The sequence below is a fragment of the Streptomyces sp. NPDC004610 genome (assembly GCF_040609715.1).
In the GTDB taxonomy this organism is placed as follows: Bacteria; Actinomycetota; Actinomycetes; order Streptomycetales; family Streptomycetaceae; genus Streptomyces.
In genome coordinates this window covers 24014-44769 of the sequence record NZ_JBEXLA010000012.1, presented here as the reverse complement: position 1 = coordinate 44769, position 20756 = coordinate 24014, and the positions used below count along the sequence as shown (strand labels likewise).

19 protein-coding genes and 1 pseudogene are annotated in these 20756 nt (G+C 70.9%); 11 read left to right on the top strand and 9 right to left on the bottom strand.

All coding sequences use genetic code 11. The annotated features are described in order from the left end of the window. Positions 1 to 15 precede the first annotated feature (15 nt). Both ABZX40_RS15560 and ABZX40_RS15555 read left to right on the top strand, forming a co-directional pair. Positions 16 to 315, top strand: a complete 300-nt coding sequence (locus ABZX40_RS15560) for an RNase A-like domain-containing protein (RefSeq protein WP_355747991.1) — start codon at positions 16 to 18, stop codon at positions 313 to 315. A gap of 13 nt (positions 316 to 328) precedes the next feature. After that, a complete protein-coding gene (locus ABZX40_RS15555) occupies positions 329 to 1015 on the top strand; it encodes a contact-dependent growth inhibition system immunity protein (RefSeq protein WP_355747988.1) in 687 nt (228 codons plus the stop codon). 105 nt (positions 1016 to 1120) lie between these two features. On the opposite strand, the gene ABZX40_RS15550 is transcribed toward ABZX40_RS15555, so the two are convergent. Then, positions 1121 to 1867 carry a GntR family transcriptional regulator gene (locus ABZX40_RS15550; protein WP_355747985.1) on the bottom strand — a complete coding sequence of 249 codons (747 nt, stop codon included), beginning with the start codon at positions 1865 to 1867 and terminating at the stop codon, positions 1121 to 1123. Between the two features lie 37 nt (positions 1868 to 1904). Further along, positions 1905 to 3248 carry a tetratricopeptide repeat protein gene (locus tag ABZX40_RS15545; RefSeq protein ID WP_355747982.1) on the bottom strand — a complete coding sequence of 448 codons (1344 nt, stop codon included), beginning with the start codon at positions 3246 to 3248 and terminating at the stop codon, positions 1905 to 1907. Positions 3249 to 3883: 635 nt separating this feature from the next. On the opposite strand from ABZX40_RS15545, the gene ABZX40_RS15540 reads away from it, so the two are divergent. Both ABZX40_RS15540 and ABZX40_RS15535 read left to right on the top strand, forming a co-directional pair. After that, the gene (locus ABZX40_RS15540; protein ID WP_355747980.1) at positions 3884 to 4306 is read left to right on the top strand and encodes a hypothetical protein; all 423 of its coding nucleotides are present in this window, start codon (positions 3884 to 3886) and stop codon (positions 4304 to 4306) included. 115 nt (positions 4307 to 4421) lie between these two features. After that, positions 4422 to 5000 (top strand): hypothetical protein, encoded by a 579-nt coding sequence (locus ABZX40_RS15535; RefSeq protein ID WP_355747977.1) that lies wholly within the window; start codon positions 4422 to 4424, stop codon positions 4998 to 5000. A gap of 79 nt (positions 5001 to 5079) precedes the next feature. On the opposite strand, the gene ABZX40_RS15530 is transcribed toward ABZX40_RS15535, so the two are convergent. From ABZX40_RS15530 to pdhA, 3 genes are read right to left on the bottom strand one after another with little or no spacing between them, the layout of a single operon-like run. Further along, positions 5080 to 6432, bottom strand: a complete 1353-nt coding sequence (locus ABZX40_RS15530) for a dihydrolipoamide acetyltransferase family protein (RefSeq protein ID WP_355747974.1) — start codon at positions 6430 to 6432, stop codon at positions 5080 to 5082. Positions 6433 to 6442: 10 nt separating this feature from the next. Next, positions 6443 to 7423: an alpha-ketoacid dehydrogenase subunit beta gene (locus tag ABZX40_RS15525; protein WP_355747971.1), complete on the bottom strand. Its 981-nt coding sequence runs from the start codon at positions 7421 to 7423 to the stop codon at positions 6443 to 6445. A 1-nt stretch (position 7424) separates the two neighbouring features. Next, positions 7425 to 8603, bottom strand: coding sequence for a pyruvate dehydrogenase (acetyl-transferring) E1 component subunit alpha (gene pdhA, locus ABZX40_RS15520; protein WP_355747968.1), 1179 nt, complete (start codon positions 8601 to 8603; stop codon positions 7425 to 7427). A 320-nt stretch (positions 8604 to 8923) separates the two neighbouring features. Between pdhA and ABZX40_RS15515 the strand changes: the two genes are divergently transcribed. Together ABZX40_RS15515 and ABZX40_RS15510 are read left to right on the top strand one after the other, a co-directional pair. Continuing rightward, positions 8924 to 9583, top strand: coding sequence for a response regulator transcription factor (locus ABZX40_RS15515; RefSeq protein WP_355747965.1), 660 nt, complete (start codon positions 8924 to 8926; stop codon positions 9581 to 9583). Between the two features lie 118 nt (positions 9584 to 9701). Next, positions 9702 to 10178 (top strand): pyridoxamine 5'-phosphate oxidase family protein, encoded by a 477-nt coding sequence (locus ABZX40_RS15510; protein WP_355747962.1) that lies wholly within the window; start codon positions 9702 to 9704, stop codon positions 10176 to 10178. A gap of 93 nt (positions 10179 to 10271) precedes the next feature. On the opposite strand, the gene ABZX40_RS15505 is transcribed toward ABZX40_RS15510, so the two are convergent. Then, a complete protein-coding gene (locus tag ABZX40_RS15505; protein WP_355748057.1) occupies positions 10272 to 11873 on the bottom strand; it encodes a protein kinase in 1602 nt (533 codons plus the stop codon). Positions 11874 to 12295: 422 nt separating this feature from the next. On the opposite strand from ABZX40_RS15505, the gene ABZX40_RS15500 reads away from it, so the two are divergent. Beyond that, positions 12296 to 13936, top strand: coding sequence for a protein kinase (locus ABZX40_RS15500; protein WP_355747959.1), 1641 nt, complete (start codon positions 12296 to 12298; stop codon positions 13934 to 13936). Between the two features lie 196 nt (positions 13937 to 14132). Here ABZX40_RS15500 and ABZX40_RS15495 read toward each other — a convergent pair whose 3' ends face one another. Continuing rightward, positions 14133 to 14669, bottom strand: coding sequence for a bacterial proteasome activator family protein (locus ABZX40_RS15495; RefSeq protein ID WP_355747956.1), 537 nt, complete (start codon positions 14667 to 14669; stop codon positions 14133 to 14135). Positions 14670 to 15253: 584 nt separating this feature from the next. On the opposite strand from ABZX40_RS15495, the gene ABZX40_RS15490 reads away from it, so the two are divergent. Next, on the top strand, positions 15254 to 15376 hold the full coding sequence (locus ABZX40_RS15490) for a hypothetical protein (RefSeq protein ID WP_355747953.1): 123 nt from the start codon (positions 15254 to 15256) through the stop codon (positions 15374 to 15376). Positions 15377 to 15393: 17 nt separating this feature from the next. Here ABZX40_RS15490 and ABZX40_RS15485 read toward each other — a convergent pair whose 3' ends face one another. Beyond that, positions 15394 to 16377, bottom strand: coding sequence for an NAD(P)H-quinone oxidoreductase (locus tag ABZX40_RS15485; protein ID WP_355747951.1), 984 nt, complete (start codon positions 16375 to 16377; stop codon positions 15394 to 15396). A 515-nt stretch (positions 16378 to 16892) separates the two neighbouring features. Here ABZX40_RS15485 and ABZX40_RS15480 point away from each other — a divergent pair. After that, the gene (locus tag ABZX40_RS15480; protein WP_355747948.1) at positions 16893 to 17939 is read left to right on the top strand and encodes an ATP-binding cassette domain-containing protein; all 1047 of its coding nucleotides are present in this window, start codon (positions 16893 to 16895) and stop codon (positions 17937 to 17939) included. Continuing rightward, on the top strand, positions 17936 to 18784 hold the full coding sequence (locus tag ABZX40_RS15475; RefSeq protein ID WP_355747945.1) for an ABC transporter permease: 849 nt from the start codon (positions 17936 to 17938) through the stop codon (positions 18782 to 18784). Before ABZX40_RS15480 ends, ABZX40_RS15475 begins: the two co-directional genes overlap by 4 nt. A gap of 11 nt (positions 18785 to 18795) precedes the next feature. On the opposite strand, the pseudogene ABZX40_RS15470 reads toward ABZX40_RS15475, so the two are convergent. Further along, positions 18796 to 19482: pseudogene (locus ABZX40_RS15470) on the bottom strand (NAD(P)-binding protein); the annotation flags it as partial. Between the two features lie 154 nt (positions 19483 to 19636). Between ABZX40_RS15470 and ABZX40_RS15465 the strand changes: the two are divergent. Beyond that, positions 19637 to 20752: a potassium channel family protein gene (locus ABZX40_RS15465; RefSeq protein WP_355747942.1), complete on the top strand. Its 1116-nt coding sequence runs from the start codon at positions 19637 to 19639 to the stop codon at positions 20750 to 20752. The last annotated feature ends 4 nt before the right edge of the window (positions 20753 to 20756 follow it).

The following is a 20756-nucleotide window of genomic DNA, read 5'->3' as shown; positions in this document are numbered from 1 at the left end:
CGGAGCCCGTCCCTCATGCGCACCAGAACCTCCACCTATCCCGACCACGCCACCGCCCAGTGGGCAACCCAGCAGGTCGTCACCGCCAATGAGCAGGTGATCCACCGCTGGCTGGCGCAGTCGACGCGTTCGCGCCTGACCGTCGAGGCGTCCTGGCCCTCGCGGTCCGAGCCGGTCGGCCAGGTGCTGCTTCAGGCGATGATGCTCGCCGGGCGGGAGCCGGTCGACGTACGGGCCGCCCGGGTGGTGCTGAAGCGGGACACGGACCGGCCGCACGGTTTCGTCATCCTGTCCACCTTCCCCATCTACCTCTAGAGAGCCGATCTTCGTGCCGCTGAGCCCCCTCGAACACGACCGTCGCTACGGCGAGCTGGACCAGGTCATGCGCGCGTACGCCGGGTGTCCCGCGGACGACACACAGGCGCTGCCCAGCCGTGCGCTGACCGCCTATCTGCGGCACACCTGGCACAGCCGCCCCTGGGCGCTCGCCCTCGCCGAACGGCAGTTGCGTGAATACGCCGACCATCCGCCGGGTCGGCTGCGCCTGCGGCTCGGGGAGTTCTACGCCATCCCGGACGTGGGCTTGCCCGAGGCCGACATCCAGCAGTGGCTGCGCTGTCTGGCCGACCACATCCGGCACAGCGTGGACAACGGCGAGGCTCCGCCCCCGGCCGTGCCCGCGACCCGCTGGGAGTGGCACGCCCGCTTCCCGGAGCTGGGGCAGTTCCTCGGCGGCTGGTTCTCCCAGGACATGCCCGACGAGTTCGGCGACCATGACGAGGCCCTCGACGACTACCGGGACTCCACCGACCCCCAGTTCGTCGCCCGCCTCATCGGCGAGCTGCACGAATTCCTCGCCCTCGACCTCACCGACCCCGACCACGCCCTGGCTCTCGCCGAACTCGGCCTGGAGGTCGACCCTCCGGCCCCCTACGGCGCCGGAGCCTGGCTCTCGCTGGCCGCCGACCGGCTCGGCAACCAAGGGCCTCATCCCACTGACCGGACGAAGGCATGAAGCAGAGCGCCCTCGCCCTCGTGGAGCTGACGTGCGGCCGTCCTTGAGGCGCGGGCGGATCACCGCGCACCTGGGAGGTGGAGGGCCTGCGCGCCGCCTTCGGCATCAGGGCGCGTCCGGAGCAGCCTCGAAGCCGTACTCGTAGCCGACGGCCAGCCGGTAGGGCAGGCACCATTCCCCATACTCGATGGCGCCTTGGTCATCCCAGAGCCGATGGGCGCCGGCCAGGATGGGGGACCCGACGCGCAACCCGAGGAAGCCCGCCTCGCGGGCGTCGGCGTCCCTGCCGTGCAGGTCGTCGCGTCCAGCCACCACGCGCCTACCGGTGGCCTGCTGGATCTTCAGAAGCAGTCCGGGAGAGGACACGCGGGACGTGGACAGCAACTCGGGGACCGCGGCGGCGAAGTGAGCCGGGTACCAGGTCACGAAGAGGCCGGTACGTTGCGGTCCCTTACCGGTGTGCCACTCGCGGTGGACGACCTGGGCGCCCTCATCCAGGTCGAAGATCTCGGCGACGTACTGGGGCGGCCGGATCAGCTCCGCTTTCGTCACGATCATCGTCTCGCCCTCGGCGAGCACCGATCCGGTACGCAGAACCCGGGTGATCCGGTCGTAGCCGGAGGGGGCGACCTCGGGCGCGTTGGCGACGAAGGTTCCCCGGCGGGAGGTGGTGATGTACCCCTCGACCTGGAGCTGATCGAGGGAACGGCCGAGGGTGGCGACGGACACGCCCTCCTGCTTGGCCAACTCCCGCACGGGCGGCAGCTTCTCCCCTTCCCCGAGCGCACCGTCGAGGATGCGACGCCGGATGCGCTCGGCGACTTGCATGTACGGATGACTGGCGTCGGGCATGGCGTCTCCCAGCAGGTACGGCCCTTGGAGCAGTGGCTCAGGCTGCCAGCGACGGCGCCACCAGCCTGGCGCGCTCGTGGAGATCTCGCGCGGACGCGTTCTTGAGGTGCGGGCGGATCAGTCGGAACATCGCTCGGACGTGGTGGTCGACTTTCCCGGATTGGATGGTCGGATAGCCGTCCACCACCTTTCCCCAGGTGGCGCATGCGGCATCCAGATGACCGATTTCCAGTTGACGCTCGGCCAGCATCGCACCGAACCGCAGATCGCCGCGCCGGGAATCGAACTTGGGGTTACGCAAACGGAAACAGAGTTCTAGCGACTTCACACTCCCGGATACGTCCCGCAGCGCATATCGGACTTGCGCCGCGGTATAGGCGAGCGTAGCCGCGTTGTAGCCGCCGAAGGTGCCCAAAGGGCTGTCCGCCTTACCGAGTGCGACCTCGGTCTCCTGGAGGCTCCGGAGAGCTTGGGAGCGCTCACCGGCGACAGCATAGGAATGAGCCTGCTGGCCCGCGATAAAGGCGGCCATTCTGTGGCCTGCCCTGGGGGACGCCGCACTGGCGGCATCAGCCAGTTTCACCGCCGTCGGACCATGGCCGAGGTCGACCGACTGCACCGACATCCCACGCAGAATGTGACAGTAGGTCAGGTGGTCGCCGCTGGCGCCTGCGAGTTGCAGCCCCTTGACGTAGTAGCGCTGCGCGGTGCCGTGCGCGCCCTCGTCCACCGCCATCCAGCCGGTGAGATAGCACAGGAAAGACGCGGCGGTCATCATGGCCTTCCGCACTTCAACCGATGCGTCCGCCCTCATATAGGGGGCGACGGTGTTGGCCAGGAACGCGGCGGCCAAAGGCCGTGTGCATCGGCCGCCCAATTGATCATCGATGTGCGAGAGCCGGTCTGTCATGGTGACCACGGATTCGACTTCCCGCATGCCGATCCGCTGAGTTCGTCCGCTCTGGACGGCCTCCATTCGCCCTACGACGTCCTGCCATCCCGGAATGGCCAGCGCCACGGAGAAGAGAGACGCGCCCGCTCCTATGATGCTGCGCCGCGAGGGATCCATGTCCTGTCTGCTGAGATCCAGCAGTCCTTCGACAGCGCTGGCCTCACCGTTGTCGGCGGGGGCGGGGAAGCCGGCCTCGGCATGGGTCACCGGACGCTTGAGACGGCGGGAAAGCGCTTCGAGAATCAGAAGCCGGACATTCGCCCTGGGCATGTGCCCGCCTAACCACTGATGCACGGACGGGGCCTGATACCGGGTCGGATTCCCGCGCTCCGTAGCAATCTTGTTGACCTCTTGGCCGAACCGCCGGAGCGTCCACCCCGCTGCCTCGTGCAGTTGCCTAAGAGCCTCGTTCGGTTGCCGGCCAGCCATGGATACGCCCCGCTTCCCCACGCTTAACGCCCTTAATAAACGCCGCGGGTTCAACGGTACCGCGCTGTGTAGCCGTCCGGTTGCCTTGAGTACGCAAGACCCCCGCGACCGTGCGACCGGTCCGGGGGCGTGGTCAACCTGGAGAGCAGGTCAACATGGTGAAGCCTATCCGCATGCTCCTGGCCGGACTGCTGGGCGTCTTACTGCCCGGTTCGGGGAAGCGGCGGGCGTCCGCCCGTCCGGCCCCTTCGGCCCCCGCGCGATGCCCGTACGCACCCCTCCCCTGCGCCGCCGCACGGCCCCGCGTGCCCCGGTCGCCCTACGGGCTGCACGAGCCCCTGGACGGGGCCGGTACAGCCCTGATCCGCCCGTACCTGATCGTCAGCGAGGGCGGGGCCCGGTGAACGTCGGTGTCCGCCCCACGCCGGGCGACTCGCGCATGACCATCGAGACGTACCGGGTCGGCCCGGACGGCAGACGGAAGGGTCCCGTGGTACGGCGTGTGTTCCGGGAGGTTCCCGGGCCCCTGATGCTGGTCTCGGACCGCTGGCCGCCATGCCGCTGCCCCCGCTGCCGGACCGGCCATCACCCGCAGCCCGACGTAACCGGCTCCGCCGGACGGGAGGCATGACGCGATGCCCCCGCACCACGAACCGAACCGCCGACGCTGCGGCGCACCCGCCCGGATGCCGGTCGACCTGGTCGCCCTGATGCTCGCGCACATCCCCGACACCAGTGACCCCCGGGTGTCGGTCGGCGTCGACCTGCGCTGTCAGTTGGAGGCGCACGACACGGGTCCCCACCTCGATCTCACCTGGGAACTGGACGACGCCAGCCACGGGGAGGTCTGGGCGGAATGGCCCGACGGCGGCCCACCCGAACGCGTGGCCGTCCTGCCGGACTGCAACGCCGTCAGCGGCCCCACCCCGAAGGACGTGGCCTGCATGCTCTACGAGGATCACCAGGGCTGCCACACCTTCGAGTACACCGACCCCGACCGGGCGGCGGCGGACGGATACGAACCCGCCGCTGAGGGCGACCCACGCGGCACGCCGTAACAGCCGCGCCCCTCCGCGACCCTGGGCGGAGGGGGCGGCGCCAACTCCACTTCCCTACCGAGCGATACCGTCCCCGGGTAGGACTCCTACGAGAAGCGAGGAATCAGGGCGAACCGTGAATCACCCCAAGCCGCACCCATCCGACCCGGCGTCCTGGAAGTCCGCCGTGATCGACCTGTTCGGCGGCGGCTGGACCTTCGCCCGGACCGGACCCCGTCAGCACGACGACTGGCGTGCGGACGCCCGCGCCGTCATGACGCTCAAGGTCACCGACCCCCGAGGCTGGCACTCGGTCAATCACGCCCCCGAGGTGAACGAGAACCGCAGCGGCACGAACGCGCCGTTCATGTCCTGGAGCGATGAGCAACTCGGCGCCAGTCTCCACGAGATCGGACCGGTGTCCGCGGGGCAGCTGCTGGTCGCGCTCCAGGGAGAGTTCTTCCAGGCCGCCCGCATCCCCGGATTCAGGGAGCGCCGGGAGGGGCTGTTCCGTAGTTCCGCGGAGATCACCGCACGGTTCGGCCGGGATGCCAGATTCTTCACCAACGCGGCCGATGCGAAGGGCAATCCGGATGCGGATCTGCTGAATCCCGACCAGCAGTGGGAGTGCCTCTCCGTCCACACCACGGACTGCGGCCTCGTGGCTGTCTCCGACGCGGAAGTAGGCGTCTTCTGGTCGTTCTGGGAGGACTGAGCCCGAGACGAGGGGCGGAGGCGAGGGGCGGGGGAAAGGTGACCGGTCCTTTCGGACAGGCACCCTTCCCCCTTCCCACCTACGACCAGCTAATCAACCGCCTCGGCCGCTCCAGCACCGCCGCCGTGTCCGCCAGGACCTTGGAGCCCAACTCGCCGTCCACCAAACGGTGGTCGAAGCTGAGCGCCAGCGTGGTGACCTGGCGGGGCTTGACCTTGCCCTTGTGGACCCACGGCTGGAGCTTGATCGCGCCGACCGCGAGGATCGCCGACTCACCGGGGTTCAGAATGGGCGTCCCGGTGTCGACGCCGAAGACGCCGACGTTGGTGATGGTGACCGTGCCGCCCTGCATCGCCGCCGGGGTGGTCTTGCCCTCGCGGGCCGTGGCGACCAGGTCGGCCAGGGACTGGGCCAGTTGCGGCAGGGTCTTGGCGTGGGCGTCCTTGATGTTCGGGACGAGCAGGCCGCGCGGGGTGGCCGCGGCGATGCCCAGGTTGACGTAGTGCTTGACCACGATCTCCTGGTTCGTCTCGTCCCAGGACGCGTTGATCTCCGGGTTCCGTCTGATCGCGACCAGGAGGGCCTTCGAGATCAGGAGCAGCGGGTTCACCCGCAGGCCCGCGAAGTCCTTGTCCTCCTTCAGGTCCGCCACCAGCCGCATCGTGCGCGTCACATCCACCGTCACGAACTCCGTGACATGCGGTGCCGTGAACGCCGAGCCCACCATCGCCGCCGCCGTCGCCTTACGGACGCCCTTGACCGGGATACGGGTCTCCAAGGGCGACGACAGCGCGGGGGAGGTCGTCTCCGGTGCGGAAGGCTCAGGGGCGGATGCCTCCGGCTGTGGGAGCGGTGGTGTCGCCGCCGCGTGGACGTCCTCGCGCGTGATGATTCCGTCCGGGCCCGACGGAGTCACCGACGCCAGGTCCACGCCCAGGTCCTTCGCCAGCTTCCGCACCGGCGGCTTGGCCAGGGGGCGCGAGGTCGGGGGCGGGGTGCCGTGGCCGTTCAGCTCGGGCTGTGCGGCCGGTCCCGCCGGCTCCGCAGGATCCTGCTTGCGCGGGCGCCTCCGCGTCGAGGACGCCGCCACTCCATAGCCGACCAGGACCGCCTGACGTTCCTCCGGCTGGTCCGGAGTCGCCGAGGGCGTCGGTTCCGGTCCGGGCGGAGCCTCCCCCACCTGGACCGCGATGATCGGCGTGCCCACATCCACCGTCGTGCCCTCGGCGAAGTGCAGGGCGGCGACCACTCCGTCGTAGGGGATGGGGAGTTCCACCGCCGCCTTCGCGGTCTCCACCTCGCAGACCACCTGGCCGTCCGTCACCGTGTCCCCGGGCTGGACGAACCACTTGAGGATCTCGGCCTCGGTGAGCCCCTCGCCCACATCGGGCATCTTGAACTCGCGTACGGACCCTTCGGTCATCGTCGTCACGACCCTCTCCTCAGTACGCCAAGGCGCGGTCGACGGCGTCGAGCACCCGGTCCAGGCCCGGCAGGTACTCCTCCTCCAGACGGGCCGGCGGATACGGGGCGTGGTAGCCGCCCACGCGCAGCACCGGCGCCTCCAGGTGGTAGAAGCAGCGCTCGGTGATCCGGGCGGCGATCTCCGCGCCGGAGCCGAAGAACACCGGTGCCTCATGGACCACCACCAGGCGGCGGGTCCGCTCCACCGAGGTCTGGATCGCGTCGAAGTCCAAGGGGGAGATCGAGCGCAGGTCCAGGATCTCCAGGGACTTGCCCTCCTCGGCCGCCGCGTCCGCGACCTCCTGGCAGAGCTTGACCATCGGACCGTAGGCGGCCAGCGTCAGATCGGTGCCGGGGCGCACCACCTGGGCCTTGTGCAGCGGGCCGGGGATGGCCTCGGTGTTGACCTCGGCCTTGTCCCAGTAGCGCCGCTTCGGCTCGAAGAAGATCACCGGGTCGTCGCTCTGGATGGCCTGCTGGAGCATCCAGTACGCGTCGGAGGAGTTGGAGGGGGAGACCACCTTCAGGCCCGCGATGTGCGCGAACAGGGACTCGGGGGACTCCGAGTGGTGCTCGACCGCGCCGATGCCACCGCCGTAGGGGATGCGGATGACGACCGGGAGTTTGATCTTGCCCAGGGCCCGCGCGTGCATCTTGGCGAGCTGGGTGACGATCTGGTCGTACGCCGGGAAGACGAAACCGTCGAACTGGATCTCCACCACCGGGCGGTAGCCGCGCAGGGCCAGGCCGATGGCTGTGCCGACGATGCCGGACTCGGCGAGGGGCGTGTCGATGACCCGGCTCTCCCCGAAGTCCTTCTGGAGGCCGTCGGTGACCCGGAAGACCCCGCCCAGCTTGCCGACGTCCTCGCCCATGATGAGGACCTTGGGGTCCGACTCCAGCGCGCGCCGCAGCGACGCGTTGATCGCCCTGGCCACCGCCAGCTTCTCGACCGTCATCTCAGACCCCCTCCACATCGCTGAACGACGCCTGGTACGCGGCGAACTGGGCGCGCTCCTCGTCGACGAGCGCGTGCCCGTCCGCGTAGACATGCTCGAAGAGGGCGAAGTGGTCCGGGTCGGGCATGGTCCGGATCACTTCGCGTACTCGTCTGCCCAACGCCTCGCTCTCCGCCTCCAGTTCCGTGAAAAATCCCTCTTCGGTGTGGTTTGAGGACTCCAGGTGGCGGCGCAGGCGCAGGATCGGGTCCTTCGCCTCCCACGCCGCCCGCTCGTCGTCGTGGCGGTAGCGGGTCGGGTCGTCGTTGGTGGTGTGCGCGCCCATCCGGTACGTGTACGCCTCGACCAGCGTCGGGCCCTCGCCCTCGCGCGCCCGCTCCAGCGCCCACTTGGTGACCGCGAGGGTGGCGAGGACGTCGTTGCCGTCGACCCGGACACCGGGGAAGCCGTAGCCCTGCGCGCGCTGGTAGAGCGGGACGCGGGTCTGCTTCTCGGTGGGCTCGGAGATCGCCCACTGGTTGTTCTGGCAGAAGAAGACCACGGGCGCGTTGTAGACAGCGGAGAAGGTGAAGGACTCGGCTACATCGCCCTGGCTGGAGGCGCCGTCGCCGAAGTAGGCGATCACGGCGGAGTCGGCGCCGTCCTTGGCGATGCCCATGGCGTAGCCGGTGGCGTGCAGCGCCTGGGAGCCGATGACGATGGTGTAGAGGTGGAAGTTGTTGCTGTTCGGGTCCCAGCCGCCGTTGTTGACGCCGCGGAACATGCCGAGCAGGTTGGTCGGGTCGACCCCGCGGCACCAGGCCACGCCGTGTTCGCGGTAGGTCGGGAAGACATAGTCGTCGTCGCGCAGCGCCCGGCCGGAGCCGATCTGGGCGGCCTCCTGGCCCAGCAGCGACGCCCACAGCCCCAGCTCGCCCTGGCGCTGGAGGGTGGTCGCCTCGGCGTCGAACCGGCGGGTGAGCACCATGTCGCGGTACAGACCGCGCAGGGCTTCGGGGGTGAGATCGGCGACGTACTTGTCGTACGTGGCGTTTTTGACGCGTTTGCCCTCGGGTGTCAGCAACTGCACCAGCTCGGGCTCGGTGGCTCCCGGTGTCGTCCGGGACGATCGCTTACCGGCCGTGCTCTTGGTACCGGCGCTGCGTCGCGGCTTGCGCGCGGCAGTGCTCTCCACGGTCACGTGTGCTCCTCCGTCGGTCCGGCTTCCCGGGTTCGCCGGGTGCCGTGCGGCTCACCCATTTCCTGCGGTGCACGGGGTGGTGTGCGGCCGGTCGGAAATCGGCGTGACAGGTGCCCCGGCGAGCACCCCGCGACCATCACGTTACCCAGTGCTCCACATTTCTGGGAAACCCCATCTGACCAGGGATTTTGCTTGGATTTCCAAGTAAATCCGGTCAGCCGGGAACAATTCCTGGTCACAGCGTCGCAGGGGGCCGGAACAACGGCACGTTATCCCGCGCACCCCGGGCGCGGGAAGGGTTCGTATGTGAGACTGACCGCGTGCGCGAAGACGGAAAAATCAGGGTATTCCTCCTTGACGACCATGAGGTGGTCCGGCGTGGCGTGCATGAGCTGCTCGCCGTGGAGCAGGACATCGAGGTGGTCGGCGAGGCCGGTACCGCCGCCGAGGCCCTGGCCCGGATTCCGGCCACCCGCCCCGATGTGGCGGTGCTGGACGTACGCCTCCCGGACGGCAGCGGGGTCGAGGTCTGCCGGGAGATCCGCTCCGCGGACCGCTCGATCAACGCCCTGATGCTCACCTCGTACGCCGACGACGAGGCGCTCTTCGACGCGATCATGGCCGGTGCCTCCGGGTATGTCCTCAAGGCCATCCGGGGCAGCGAGCTGCTGACCGCGGTGCGGGACGTGGCGGCCGGGCGGTCGCTGCTGGACCCGGTGGCCACCGCGCGCGTCCTGGAGCGGCTGCGCGACGGGGGCGGCGCCAAGGGCGACGAGCGGCTCACCCGCCTCACCGACCAGGAGCGCAGGATCCTCGATCTGATCGGGGAGGGCCTCACCAACCGGCAGATCGGCGAGGAACTCCATCTCGCCGAGAAAACGATCAAGAACTATGTCTCCAGCCTGCTCTCCAAGCTGGGCATGCAGCGGCGTTCCCAGGCGGCGGCGTATGTGGCGCGGATGCAGGCGGAGCGGTCGTAGGCGCAGTCCGTAGGTGCAGGGGGCTTCGGGGGCTTCGGGGGCTTCGGGACTTACGTCCCGTCCCCCTCGGGGCCGCCGCCCCTATCGGCGCACCGCGTGCTCACGCACAGTGGTGGGCATGCCCACCGACGACACGCCGGCCGATCTCTCCCTCGCCACCGACCTCCTCGGCCGTATCGCCTACGGCCGGGTCGCGGCCAGTATGCGGGCGCTGCCCTTCCTGGTGCCCGCGCGGCACATCGTGAGCGACGGCCGGGTGCTGCTGCGGCTGCCCGGCCGGGGCGGCTACCCGCAGGCGTGCGAGGGCCAGATCGTCGCGTACGGCGCCGACAGCCTGGGGCCGCTCGGGACGCCGGTACCGGACGCGCCGGACGGGCACTGGTCGGTGCAGATCGTCGGCGCCTGCGAGGCCGCGGAGCCGACGCCCGGCGAACTCACCCGGCTGGGCCCCGCCCCCCGCGTCGTGGACGGCGAGCCCTACGCCCCGGTCTATCTGCGGGTGACCCCGCAGTTCGCGACGGTCCATTCGACGGACGACGGACTGCGGGCGCGGCTCGGCCCCGCCGGCAGAGCGCGGGAGAACGCGCACCGGTAGCTGCGGGCGGGCCCAGGAACGAGGCACGCGCGCGTGGAGCCCGTTTCCGGGTGCCACGCGCGCGTGATTCAGTCGCCGGAGCCGCCCGGCCTGTCAGCCGGTGCCGCCCTCGGACCCGCCGGGGAGGCCGCCGATTCCGCCGTCCGTTCCCGGGTCCGGGCTGCCGGGGTCGGGGCTCCCCGGGTCCGGGCTGCCGGGGTCCGGGCTCCCCGGGTCCGACGTCGCGGTGTCCGTCGGCTCCGTATCGGTCGGCTCCGTGTCCGTCGGCTCGTTCGACGGTTCCTGGGACGGGGTGGTCGACGGCTGCTGGGACGGGGTGTAGTCCCAGTCGTTGCCACCGCCGCCGTTGTTCTCCTGGGTGTTCGTGTCCGTCGGCTGCCGGGTCTCCTCGTCGGTGGGCGACGGGCTGGACGACGTCTCCTCCTCGACGCTGCGCGAGGTGGTGGGCGACGGGCTGGAGCCTCCGCCGCCGCCCGAGGTGTTGCCGTTGTTCAGCGCCAGGGCGACGCCCGCGACGATCGCGATCACACCGAGCACCGCGAGTATCCACAGCTTGCCGGAGCCGCGTCCGCGGTTGCCGTTGCCCTCGAAGCCGCCGTCGTCCCGGCCGCCGCCGCCGTACGGCGGGATGATCGGCTGCGGGATCTGCGAGGTGCCGTCGTTGGGGTGCGGCAGCACCGCGGTGCCCGCGGTGCCCATCGGCGGGGTGTGCCGGCCGTCGTGGGCCTCCACCGGGCCGGTGTTCCAGGTGCCGGTGTGGCCGCCCTGGTCGTACAGCATCTGGAGGCCGTACTGGACCAGGCCGCGCATCTCCTCGGCGGTCTGGAAACGGTCGTCCGGCTCCTTGGCGAGCGCGCGCATGGCGAGGCCGTCCAGCTCCGGCGGGGAGGCGTCGGAGACCTCGGAGGGCGGCGTCGGGATGTCCTGGACATGCTGGTAGACCACCGACAGCGGGGTCTCGCCGATGAACGGCGGGCGCAGGGCGAGCAGTTCGTAGAGGAGACAGCCCGTCGCGTAGAGGTCGGAGCGGTGGTCGACGGCCTTGCCGAGCGCCTGCTCGGGGGAGAGGTACTGGGGCGTGCCCATGACCATGCCGGTCTGGGTCATCGTCGTGGACGCGCCGTGCAGGGCGCGGGCGATGCCGAAGTCCATCACCTTCACCGCGCCGGTGTGGGTGATGATCACGTTGGCGGGCTTGATGTCCCGGTGCACGATGCCGTGCTGGTGGGAGTAGGCGAGCGCCTCCAGCACCCCGGAGACGATGATCAGCGCCTGCTCGGGCCCCGGGGCCTCCGCGTTCAGCAGCAGATCGCGGATCGTGCGGCCCTCGACCAGCTCCATCACGATGTACGGCACGCTCTGGCCGCCCATCATGTCCTCGCCGGAGTCGTACACGGCGACGATGGCGTGATGGTTGAGCCCGGCGACCGACTGCGCCTCGCGTGTGAAGCGGGCCTTGGACACCGGGTCCTCGGCGAGATCGGAACGCAGCAGCTTCACGGCGACCGTGCGCCCGAGGCGTACGTCCTCGGCCGCGAACACCTCGGCCATACCGCCCCGGCCGAGTCTGCCGGTCAGCCGGTACCGGCCATCGCCGACCAGCCCGCCGTTACCCCACAGGTCCGGCGCGTCTGACATACCGCCGCCAGCCGCCTCGGGGTCGGACGGGCCCTGAGCGCGCTGCTGTGCCATCAGTCCTCGCCGTCGTTTCTGCCCGCGGAACGCGCGGTGTTGTCACGGTCTCCGTCGGCCACGCTACAGCCTCCCGGGGAGCCAAAGGTGCGAGACGGGTGGCCCGAACCGGCCCACGGCGGCCCGGGGAACGGGTCCGCGCGGTGCCGCCGTACGCCTGGGCCCCGTCCGGGCCCCGCCTCGGCCTGTCCCGGCGGGACCGGTCATGAAACCCTGCGGCCATATCGTCGTGCAAATCCTGTGCGCTCGCGGTCAGCGGGCGGTAACGCTTCCGCGACGCTTCTTTCGCGTACGGTCACGGAACGGGCACCGCGCTTGACGTGTCAGTGGCCTGGGGCAGACTTGGCCGGGATTAACACATTCGATCACCGGTGAAGCGCGGGGGCACAGCCGCTGTCGCCTGTGCCGATGGGGGACGCGGAACGATGAGCCAGCAGGACGGCGCACAGGGCGGGTACGCGGGGCGGGCGCTCGCCGGCGGACGTTATCAACTGCGCGACTTGCTCGGCCAGGGCGGTATGGCCTCGGTGCATCTCGCCTATGACGCGGTGCTCGACCGACAGGTCGCGATCAAGACACTGCACACGGATCTCGGTCGCGAACAGGCGTTCAGGGAGCGGTTCCGGCGCGAGGCCCAGGCGGTGGCGAAGCTCACGCACACCAATATCGTCTCGGTCTTCGACACCGGCGAGGACGAGGTCGACGGGATGACGACCCCGTACATCGTCATGGAGTACGTCGAGGGGCGTCCGCTGGGGTCCGTGCTGGACGAGGATGTGCGGCGGTTCGGGGCGATGTCGGCGGACCACGCGCTGAAGGTGACCGCGGATGTGCTGGCGGCGCTGGAGATCAGCCATGAGATGGGGCTGGTGCACCGGGACATCAAGCCGGGCAATGTGATGGTCACCAAGCGCGGTGTGGTGAAGGTGATGGACTTCGGCATCGCGCGCGCCATGCAGTCCGGGGTGACGTCGATGACCCAGACCGGGATGGTGGTCGGCACCCCGCAGTACCTCTCCCCCGAGCAGGCGCTCGGCCGCGGGGTGGACGCGCGCTCCGATCTCTACTCCGTCGGCATCATGCTGTTCCAGCTGGTCACCGGGCGGCTGCCGTTCGAGGCGGACTCGCCGCTGGCCATCGCGTACGCGCATGTGCAGGAGGAGCCGGTGACGGCCTCCGCCATCAATCGCGCGCTGCCCCCGGCCGTGGACGCGCTGATCACGCGGGCGCTGAAGAAGAACCCGAACGAGCGTTTCCCCACCGCCGAGTCCATGCGGGACGAGTGCCTGCGGGTCGCGGGGTCCTTCCACGCCGCGCCGCCCAGCATCGTGCCGGGCGCCCCGGCGCAGAGCGGGGCGGGGGTCGGCTCCGCGGTGTTCCCGCCGGTGGGGCAGGTCGGCGGCGGGCCGGGAGCGCCGCAGGGTGCGGTCCAGACGCCGTACCAGCCGGTCCCGCCCCAGCAGCATCATCAGCCGTACGGTGCCGCTCCGGCGTACGGCTATCCCCCGCAGCAGGCCGGCTACCAGACGCCGGCGGCGGGCTACGGGGGGACGTCGTCCGCGACACCCCCGTACTCGATCAGCCCGCAGCAGCCGGGCGGCGGGGGCGGCGGTCGGGGGAACCGGCCGGTGATCATCGGCTCGGTGGTGGTCGCGCTGCTGGCGATCGGCGGACTGATCGCGGTCCTGGCGATGCGCGGCGACGGCGGTAGCGGGGACGACGGGGCGGGCGGCGGCGGGGCGAGCGCCTCGGCCTCGGCGGAGCAGGAGCCGGGCTACCGGGGGCCGGACACGGCCAAGACGATCGAGACGACCCAGTGCACGGAGCCGGAAGAGGCGTACAACGACCCGGACAAGATCCGGATGCCGGACTTCCGTTACAAGTACATCGACTCGGTCAAGCAGTGCCTCCAGGCCGCGGGCTGGGGCCAGCAGCTCGAAAGCGTCGACGAGAACACCTACGGCGAGGGCGCGGTCATGAAGCAGTTCCCGGCGCCGGGCACGGATGTGGACCCGCAGGACATGCCGGAGATCCAGCTGAGCGTGTCGACGGGGAACCCGGCGTGACGCTCCGCGGGGGGCTGGGTGTGAGGTGGGGTGGCTCAGGGGGCGTGGACCGGCGCTGTCCGGGGGCGTGGGGCGGGGTCGCCCGGTCGTAGGGCGCGGATGCATCCCGTCCAGACATCACGCGGGTGCGTCCCGCCCCCGGACATCGGAAAGGCCCGGCGCTGTGTGCCGGGCCCTTGGGTGGTCGGGGGGTGTTCTAGAGGTACGGGCCTCCCGTGCGCGGGTCCTCGCCGGGGCCCTCGGGGCCCACGCCCGGCGGGAGTGCCCGGCGCATCTGCTCCAGCTGGGCCCGCGCGGCCATCTGCTGGGCGAACAGCGTCGTCTGGATCCCGTGGAAGAGACCCTCCAGCCAGCCCACCAGCTGCGCCTGCGCGATCCGCAGTTCCGCGTCGGACGGGGTGCCCTCGTCGGTGAAGGGCAGGGACAGCCGCTCCAGCTCCTCGACCAGCTCCGGCGCGAGCCCGTCCTCCAGCTCCTTGACCGAGCTGGCGTGGATCTCCTTCAGCCGCACCCGGCTGGCCTCGTCCAGGGGAGCCGCCCTCACCTCTTCGAGCAACTGCTTGATCATGCTTCCGATGCGCATGACCTTCGCCGGCTGCTCGACCATCTCGGTGACCGGGATCTCGCGGGATTCGTCGTCATCTCCGCCGCCGCCCAGAGCCATGCCGTCCTGGCCTACGACCAGGATCCGCTGGTTGTTCTCCGGCGACCTTTCGTTCCTCGGCATCTCCATGCCGTCATTCTCTCGCACACCCCCACCCCATCACCGCCCTGCCCCCCGCGCAGGCCGATCCCTCGCTTCGCCCGCCCGGACGCCGGGGAAATGCCGGTCCGGGCCGGGGATGTGACGCTTGTCCCGTGACACGTCCCGCGCCGTCCAGGCCAACGGTCGGGTCCCGGGTGAGGGTGGGGCTCGGGGCGGTGGCGCTGTGCGCGGCGGGGGTACTGGGGGCGGGAGCCGGGGTTTCCCACGCGCAGGGCGGGGCGTCCGGGGTCGGTGGTCCGGGGCGGAACCCGGTGTCGGTCTCGCCCTCGGGGGAGGAGAGCCGGGCCGGGAGCGGTCCCGGGGAGGGACGGCAGCGGCCTGGGCGGGAGGGGGTCTCCAGCCCGGCGACTCCGCCGACGGCTCCGCCTACTCCGTCGGCTCCACCTATTCCGACAGCTTCTCCGGCCTCCCCGGCCTCCCCGACTGCCCCGGCGGCCCCCGCCTCCCCCGCCTCTCCGGGTTTTTCGGATCCCCCGGGCTCCTCCGGGGGCCCCTCCGCCGCCCCCACCGGCCCCGGGCAGGTCGGTGAGGGAGCGCTCGATGGGGCCGACGTGGCGGAGACCGGGCGGCGGACCGGGCCCGTGGTGCGGATCCTGCCGTTGGGGAGCGGGCTGATGCTGATCGGGATCGGGCTCGGTCTCGCCTTTCTGGGGCTGCGGCTGCGCCGGGGGTGAGCCCGGCGGGTTCCGGACTACACCGGGGTGACCAGCAGGACCTTGCCGATATGGGTGCTCGCTTCCAGCAGGCGGTGCGCGGCCGGGGCCTCGTTCATCGGCAGCTCGCGGTCGACCACGGGGCGCACCTGCCCGTTCTCCACGAGCGGCCAGACATGCTCGCGTACGGCGGCCACGATCGCGGCCTTCTCGTCCAGCGGGCGGGCCCGCAGGGAGGTCGCGCTGATCGCGGCGCGTTTGCCGAGGAGCGCGGAGAGGTTCAGTTCGGCCTTGATCCCGCCCTGGAGGCCGATGATCGCGAGGCGGCCGTTGACGGCGAGGGCGCGGATGTTGCGGTCGAGGTACTTCGCGCCCATGTTGTCGAGGATGACATCGGCGCCCGTCCCGTCCGTGGCCTTCGCGATCTCCTCGACGAAGTCCTGTTCGCGGTAGTTGATCAGGATGTCGGCGCCGAGCTCGGCGCAGCGCGCCAGTTTCTCCGGGGTCCCGGCGGTGACGGCGACCCGGGCGCCGACGGCCTTGGCGAGCTGGATCGCCATGGTGCCGATCCCGCTGGAGCCGCCGTGCACGAGCAGGGTCTCGCCGGGCCGGAGCCGGGCCAGCATGAAGACGTTGGACCAGACCGTGCAGGTCACCTCGGGGAGCGCGGCGGCCTGGACGAGGGAGACGCCCGCCGGTACGGGCAGCAGCTGGCCGACCGGGACGGCGGTCTTCCCGGCGTAGCCGCCGCCCGCGAGCAGCGCGCACACCTCGTCGCCGACCGACCACCCGGAGACACCGGGGCCGAGTGCGGAGATCCGGCCGGAACACTCCAGGCCGGGGTGGGGGGAGGCGCCGGGCGGGGGGTTGTAGAAGCCCTGGCGCTGGAGGATGTCGGCACGGTTGACGGCGCTGGCGACGACATCCACCAGGACCTCGCCCTCGCCGGGCACCGGATCGGAGACCTCGCCCCATACGAGCGCCTCGGGCCCACCGGGTTCGGAAATCGTGATCGCATGCATGGGGGGACGCTACCCCCCGGACGCCCGCCGGTCCCCCGGACGCCTGCTCGGTCCGGGAACTCCCCTGGTCCGGGGACGCCCTCCGGTCCTGCGCGGGACGAGCTGCGGTCCCCCGGGACGCCCTCCGGTCCTGCGCGACGCCCTCCGGTTCTGCGGGACGCGCTCCGATCCCCCGCCTGCGGACGCCCTCTGCGGTCCCTCGGACCCCCTCCGCGGTCCCTCGGACGCGCTCCGGTCTGCGAGACGCGCTCCGATCCCCCCGCCTGCCGACGCCCTACGCCGTCCCTCGGGCGCCCTCCGGTCCCCCGGGACGCCCTCGCGTCCCACGCACGCCCGCTGGTCCTCCGGGCCTACGTCCCCGACCCGTCCCCGGACTACGTCCTCCGCCCGCCCCTCGGCCTTTGGTCGGGTCCCGGCGAAAAAGACTGTGCGAGACCGATGAGTCTGAGCCACGGTAAAGGTCTTCCCATGCGCAACCCAAGTCCGTGAAAGGACCTCCGGAAGGACAACCCACCATGAGCCAGCCGACCTCCGGCCTCGCGATCGAGACCGCCGGCCTGGTGAAGACGTTCGGCGAGACCAGGGCCGTCGACGGTGTCGACCTCGCGGTGCCCACCGGCACGGTCTACGGCGTCCTCGGCCCGAACGGCGCCGGTAAGACCACCACCGTGAAAATGCTCGCCACCCTGCTGCGGCCCGACGGCGGACGGGCCCAGGTCTTCGGCCGGGACGTCGTCCGGGAGGCCGACGCGGTCCGTGCGCGGGTCAGCCTGACCGGGCAGTACGCCTCCGTCGACGAGGATCTGACCGGCGCCGAGAACCTGGTGCTGCTGGGCCGGCTCCTCGGGCACGGCAAGAAGGCCGCCCAGGCGCGCGGCGCCCAGCTCCTGGAGGCGTTCGGACTGACCGAGGCGGCCGGACGGCAGGTCAAGAACTACTCCGGCGGTATGCGGCGCCGGATCGACATCGCAGCCTCCATCCTCAACACGCCCGATCTGCTCTTCCTCGACGAGCCGACCACCGGGCTCGACCCGCGCAGCCGCAACCAGGTCTGGGACATCGTCCGCGCGGTCGTCGCCCATGGCACCACCGTGCTGCTGACCACGCAGTATCTGGACGAGGCCGATCAGCTGGCGTCCCGGATCGCGGTGATCGACCGGGGCAAGGTGATCGCCGAGGGCACCAAGGGCGAGCTGAAGGCGTCGGTCGGCGCCGGTTCGGTGCATCTGCGGCTGCGGGACGCGGCCCGGCGGTCCGAGGCGCAGCAGATCCTGCGGATCGCGCTGGACGCGGAGGTGCAGCTCGAACCCGACCCGGTGGCGCTGACCGCCCGGGTCGGCGACGCGGGCAACGGTCAGGGCGCCGCCGAGCGGGCCTCCCGGGCGCTGGCCGAGCTGGCCCGCAGCGGGATCACGGTCGACAACTTCGCCCTCGGCCAGCCCAGCCTGGACGAGGTCTTCCTCGCCCTGACCGGGCACGACACCCAGACCCACGGCAACGACGATGACGGCAGCGGCGTCTCCCCCAAGGTCGCCACAACGGAAGGCGGGGTGGCGGTATGAGCACCGCGACGACCACGGAAACCAAGGATCTGGCGCCGGTCAGCGCGGAGTCGCTGGCGCATCTGCTGGTCGCCAAGGAGCGGCCACCGCGGCCCAGCGCCTGGTCGGCGTCGCTGACCTTCGGCTGGCGCGCGATCCTCAAGATCAAGCACGTCCCCGAGCAGCTCTTCGATGTCACCGCGTTCCCGATCATGCTGGTGCTGATGTACACGTACCTGTTCGGCGGGGCGCTGGCGTCCTCGCCACGGGAGTACATCCAGTTTCTGCTGCCCGGCATCCTGGTGATGTCGGTCGTGATGATCACCATGTACACGGGTGTCGCGGTCAACACGGACATCGAGAAGGGGGTCTTCGACCGGTTCCGCTCGCTGCCGATCTGGCGGCCCGCGGTGATGGTCGGCTATCTCCTCGGTGACGCCCTGCGCTATCTGATGGCGTCGGTGGTGATGCTGGTCGTCGGCATGATCATCGGCTACCGGCCGGACGGCGGGGTGCTCGGCGTCCTCGCCGGGGTGGCGCTGCTGATCGTCTTCTCGTTCGCGTTCTCGTGGATCTGGACCATGTTCGGTCTGATGCTGCGCAGCGAGAAGTCCGTGATGGGCGTCAGCATGATGGTGATCTTCCCGCTGACGTTCCTCTCCAATGTCTTCGTCGACCCGCACACCATGCCGGGCTGGCTCCAGGCGTTCGTCAACAACAGCCCGGTGACCCATCTGGCCTCGGCGGTGCGCGGGCTGATGGGCGGCGAGTGGCCGGGCGCCGACATCGCCTGGTCACTGGGCTGGGCCGCCGTGCTGGTGCTGATCTTCGGTCCGGTCACCATGCGGCTCTACAACCGCAAGTAGCGCCCTGCGCGTCACGGACGCCGTTCGGGCCCCCGGGTCATCCACCCGGGGGCCTCGTCGGTGGTCGGCTCGGTGCGGACGATGGTGATCACCCGGTCGGTCAGCTCCAGCGCCCCGACCGCCTCGTCGTCATAGGCGAGCACCCGGTGGCCGCGGACGACGCTCACCACCAGGTCGTCGATCTCGCGCGGCCGGCGCCCGGTCTCCGCGCGGGTGACCGGGCGTTCCACGATGTCCAGTCCGCTGCCCTGCCGCATCAGGTCCTCCATGACCAGCCCGGCGGCCGGGCTGAGCACCGACAGGCCCAGCAGCCGGCCCGCCGCGCCCGCGCTGGTGATCACCTCGTCGGCGCCGGAGTGCTTCAGCAGTGGCGCGTTCTCCTCCTCGCGCACCGAGGCGACGATCTTCGCCTGGGCGTTCAGCTGCCGGGCGGTGAGGGTGACCAGGACGGCCGTGTCGTCCTGCTGCGGGGCCACGATGATCTTCCCGGCCCGCTGCACCTCCGCCTTCAGCAGCACCGCGCTGCGGGTGGCGTCCCCGGCGACCCCCTCGTAGCCCTCGGTCTGGGCCGCCGCGATGGCCTTGCCGCTGGGGTCGATCACCACCACCCGGTCCTTGGGCACCCCGGCCGCGCACACCGCGCGGATCGCCGATCGCCCCTTGGTACCGAAGCCGACGACTACCACGTGATCACGCACGACAAGCCTCCGAACGCCCTGGATCCATGCCCATGAACCTACTGTCCCGCTCCCCCACCGCCGCGCGCCGCCGCCCGGACCGTGGGGTAGCGTCCAGCACCATGGTGCCGACCGCAACGATCACGGCGACGCACACCGTCACAGGGGGCACACGATGAGCGGGGAGGACGAGCGACCCGGCGTCCACCGGACAGGGCTGTCGATCTTCCGCAGCCTGTGGTCGCGCTCCCGGGTCGAGGCGCGCGACGACGCCGAGGCCGGCCGTTCCATCATGATGCCGACCCTGGGCGCCAGCCCGCCCCTCCAGCAGGTGCTGCGCAGGCTCGCCCTCGCCATGCTGGTGCTCGGGCTGACCGTGCTGATCGTCTATGTCGACGCCGACGGCTACACCGACAACTCCGACGGCTCGGTCGATCTCCTCGACGCCGCCTACTACGCCACCGTCACCCTCTCCACCACCGGCTACGGCGACATCACCCCCGTCAGCGACGCGGCCCGGCTCACCAACATCTTTGTCATCACCCCCTTGCGGGTGATGTTCCTGATCATCCTGGTCGGCACCACCCTGGAGGTGCTCGCCGAGCGCACCCGTCAGCAGGTCCGCATCCACCGCTGGCGCTCCCGCACCCGCGACCATGTCGTGGTCATCGGCTACGGCACCAAGGGCCGGCACGCCGTGCAGACCCTCACCGGCCAGGGCATCCCCCGGGAGCAGATCGTCGTCGTGGACGTCCAGCGCAAGGCGACCGGCGCCGCGGCGGACGACGGGCTGGTCTCCGTCACCGGCGACGCCACCCGGACCGACACCCTGCGCAAGGCCGAGGTGCAGACCGCGGCGCAGGTGATCATCGCCCCGCAGCGCGACGAGACGGCCACCCTGATCACCCTGACCGCCCGCCAGCTCAACAAGCGGGCCACCATCGTGGTCGCCGTGCGCGAGGACGAGAACGTACCGCTGATCCAGCAGAGCGGCGCCGACACCGTGGTCACCAGCTCCAGTTCCGCCGGGCGGCTGCTCGGGGTGTCGATGATCAGCCCGTCGGTGGCCCGGCTGCTGGAGGATCTGATGACCCTCGGCAGCGGCCTGGATCTGATCGAACGGGCCGTGCGGGAGGACGAGATCGGCCGCTCCCCGCGTGAGTGCGCGGACCTGGTGGTCGCCGCCGTACGCGGTAAGCAGGTCCTCGACTACACCGATCAGCGGCTGTCGGCGCTGCGGCCGGGGGACCGGGTGATCACGGTGAGCAGGCCGGTGCCGGCGGTGGAGTAGCCCC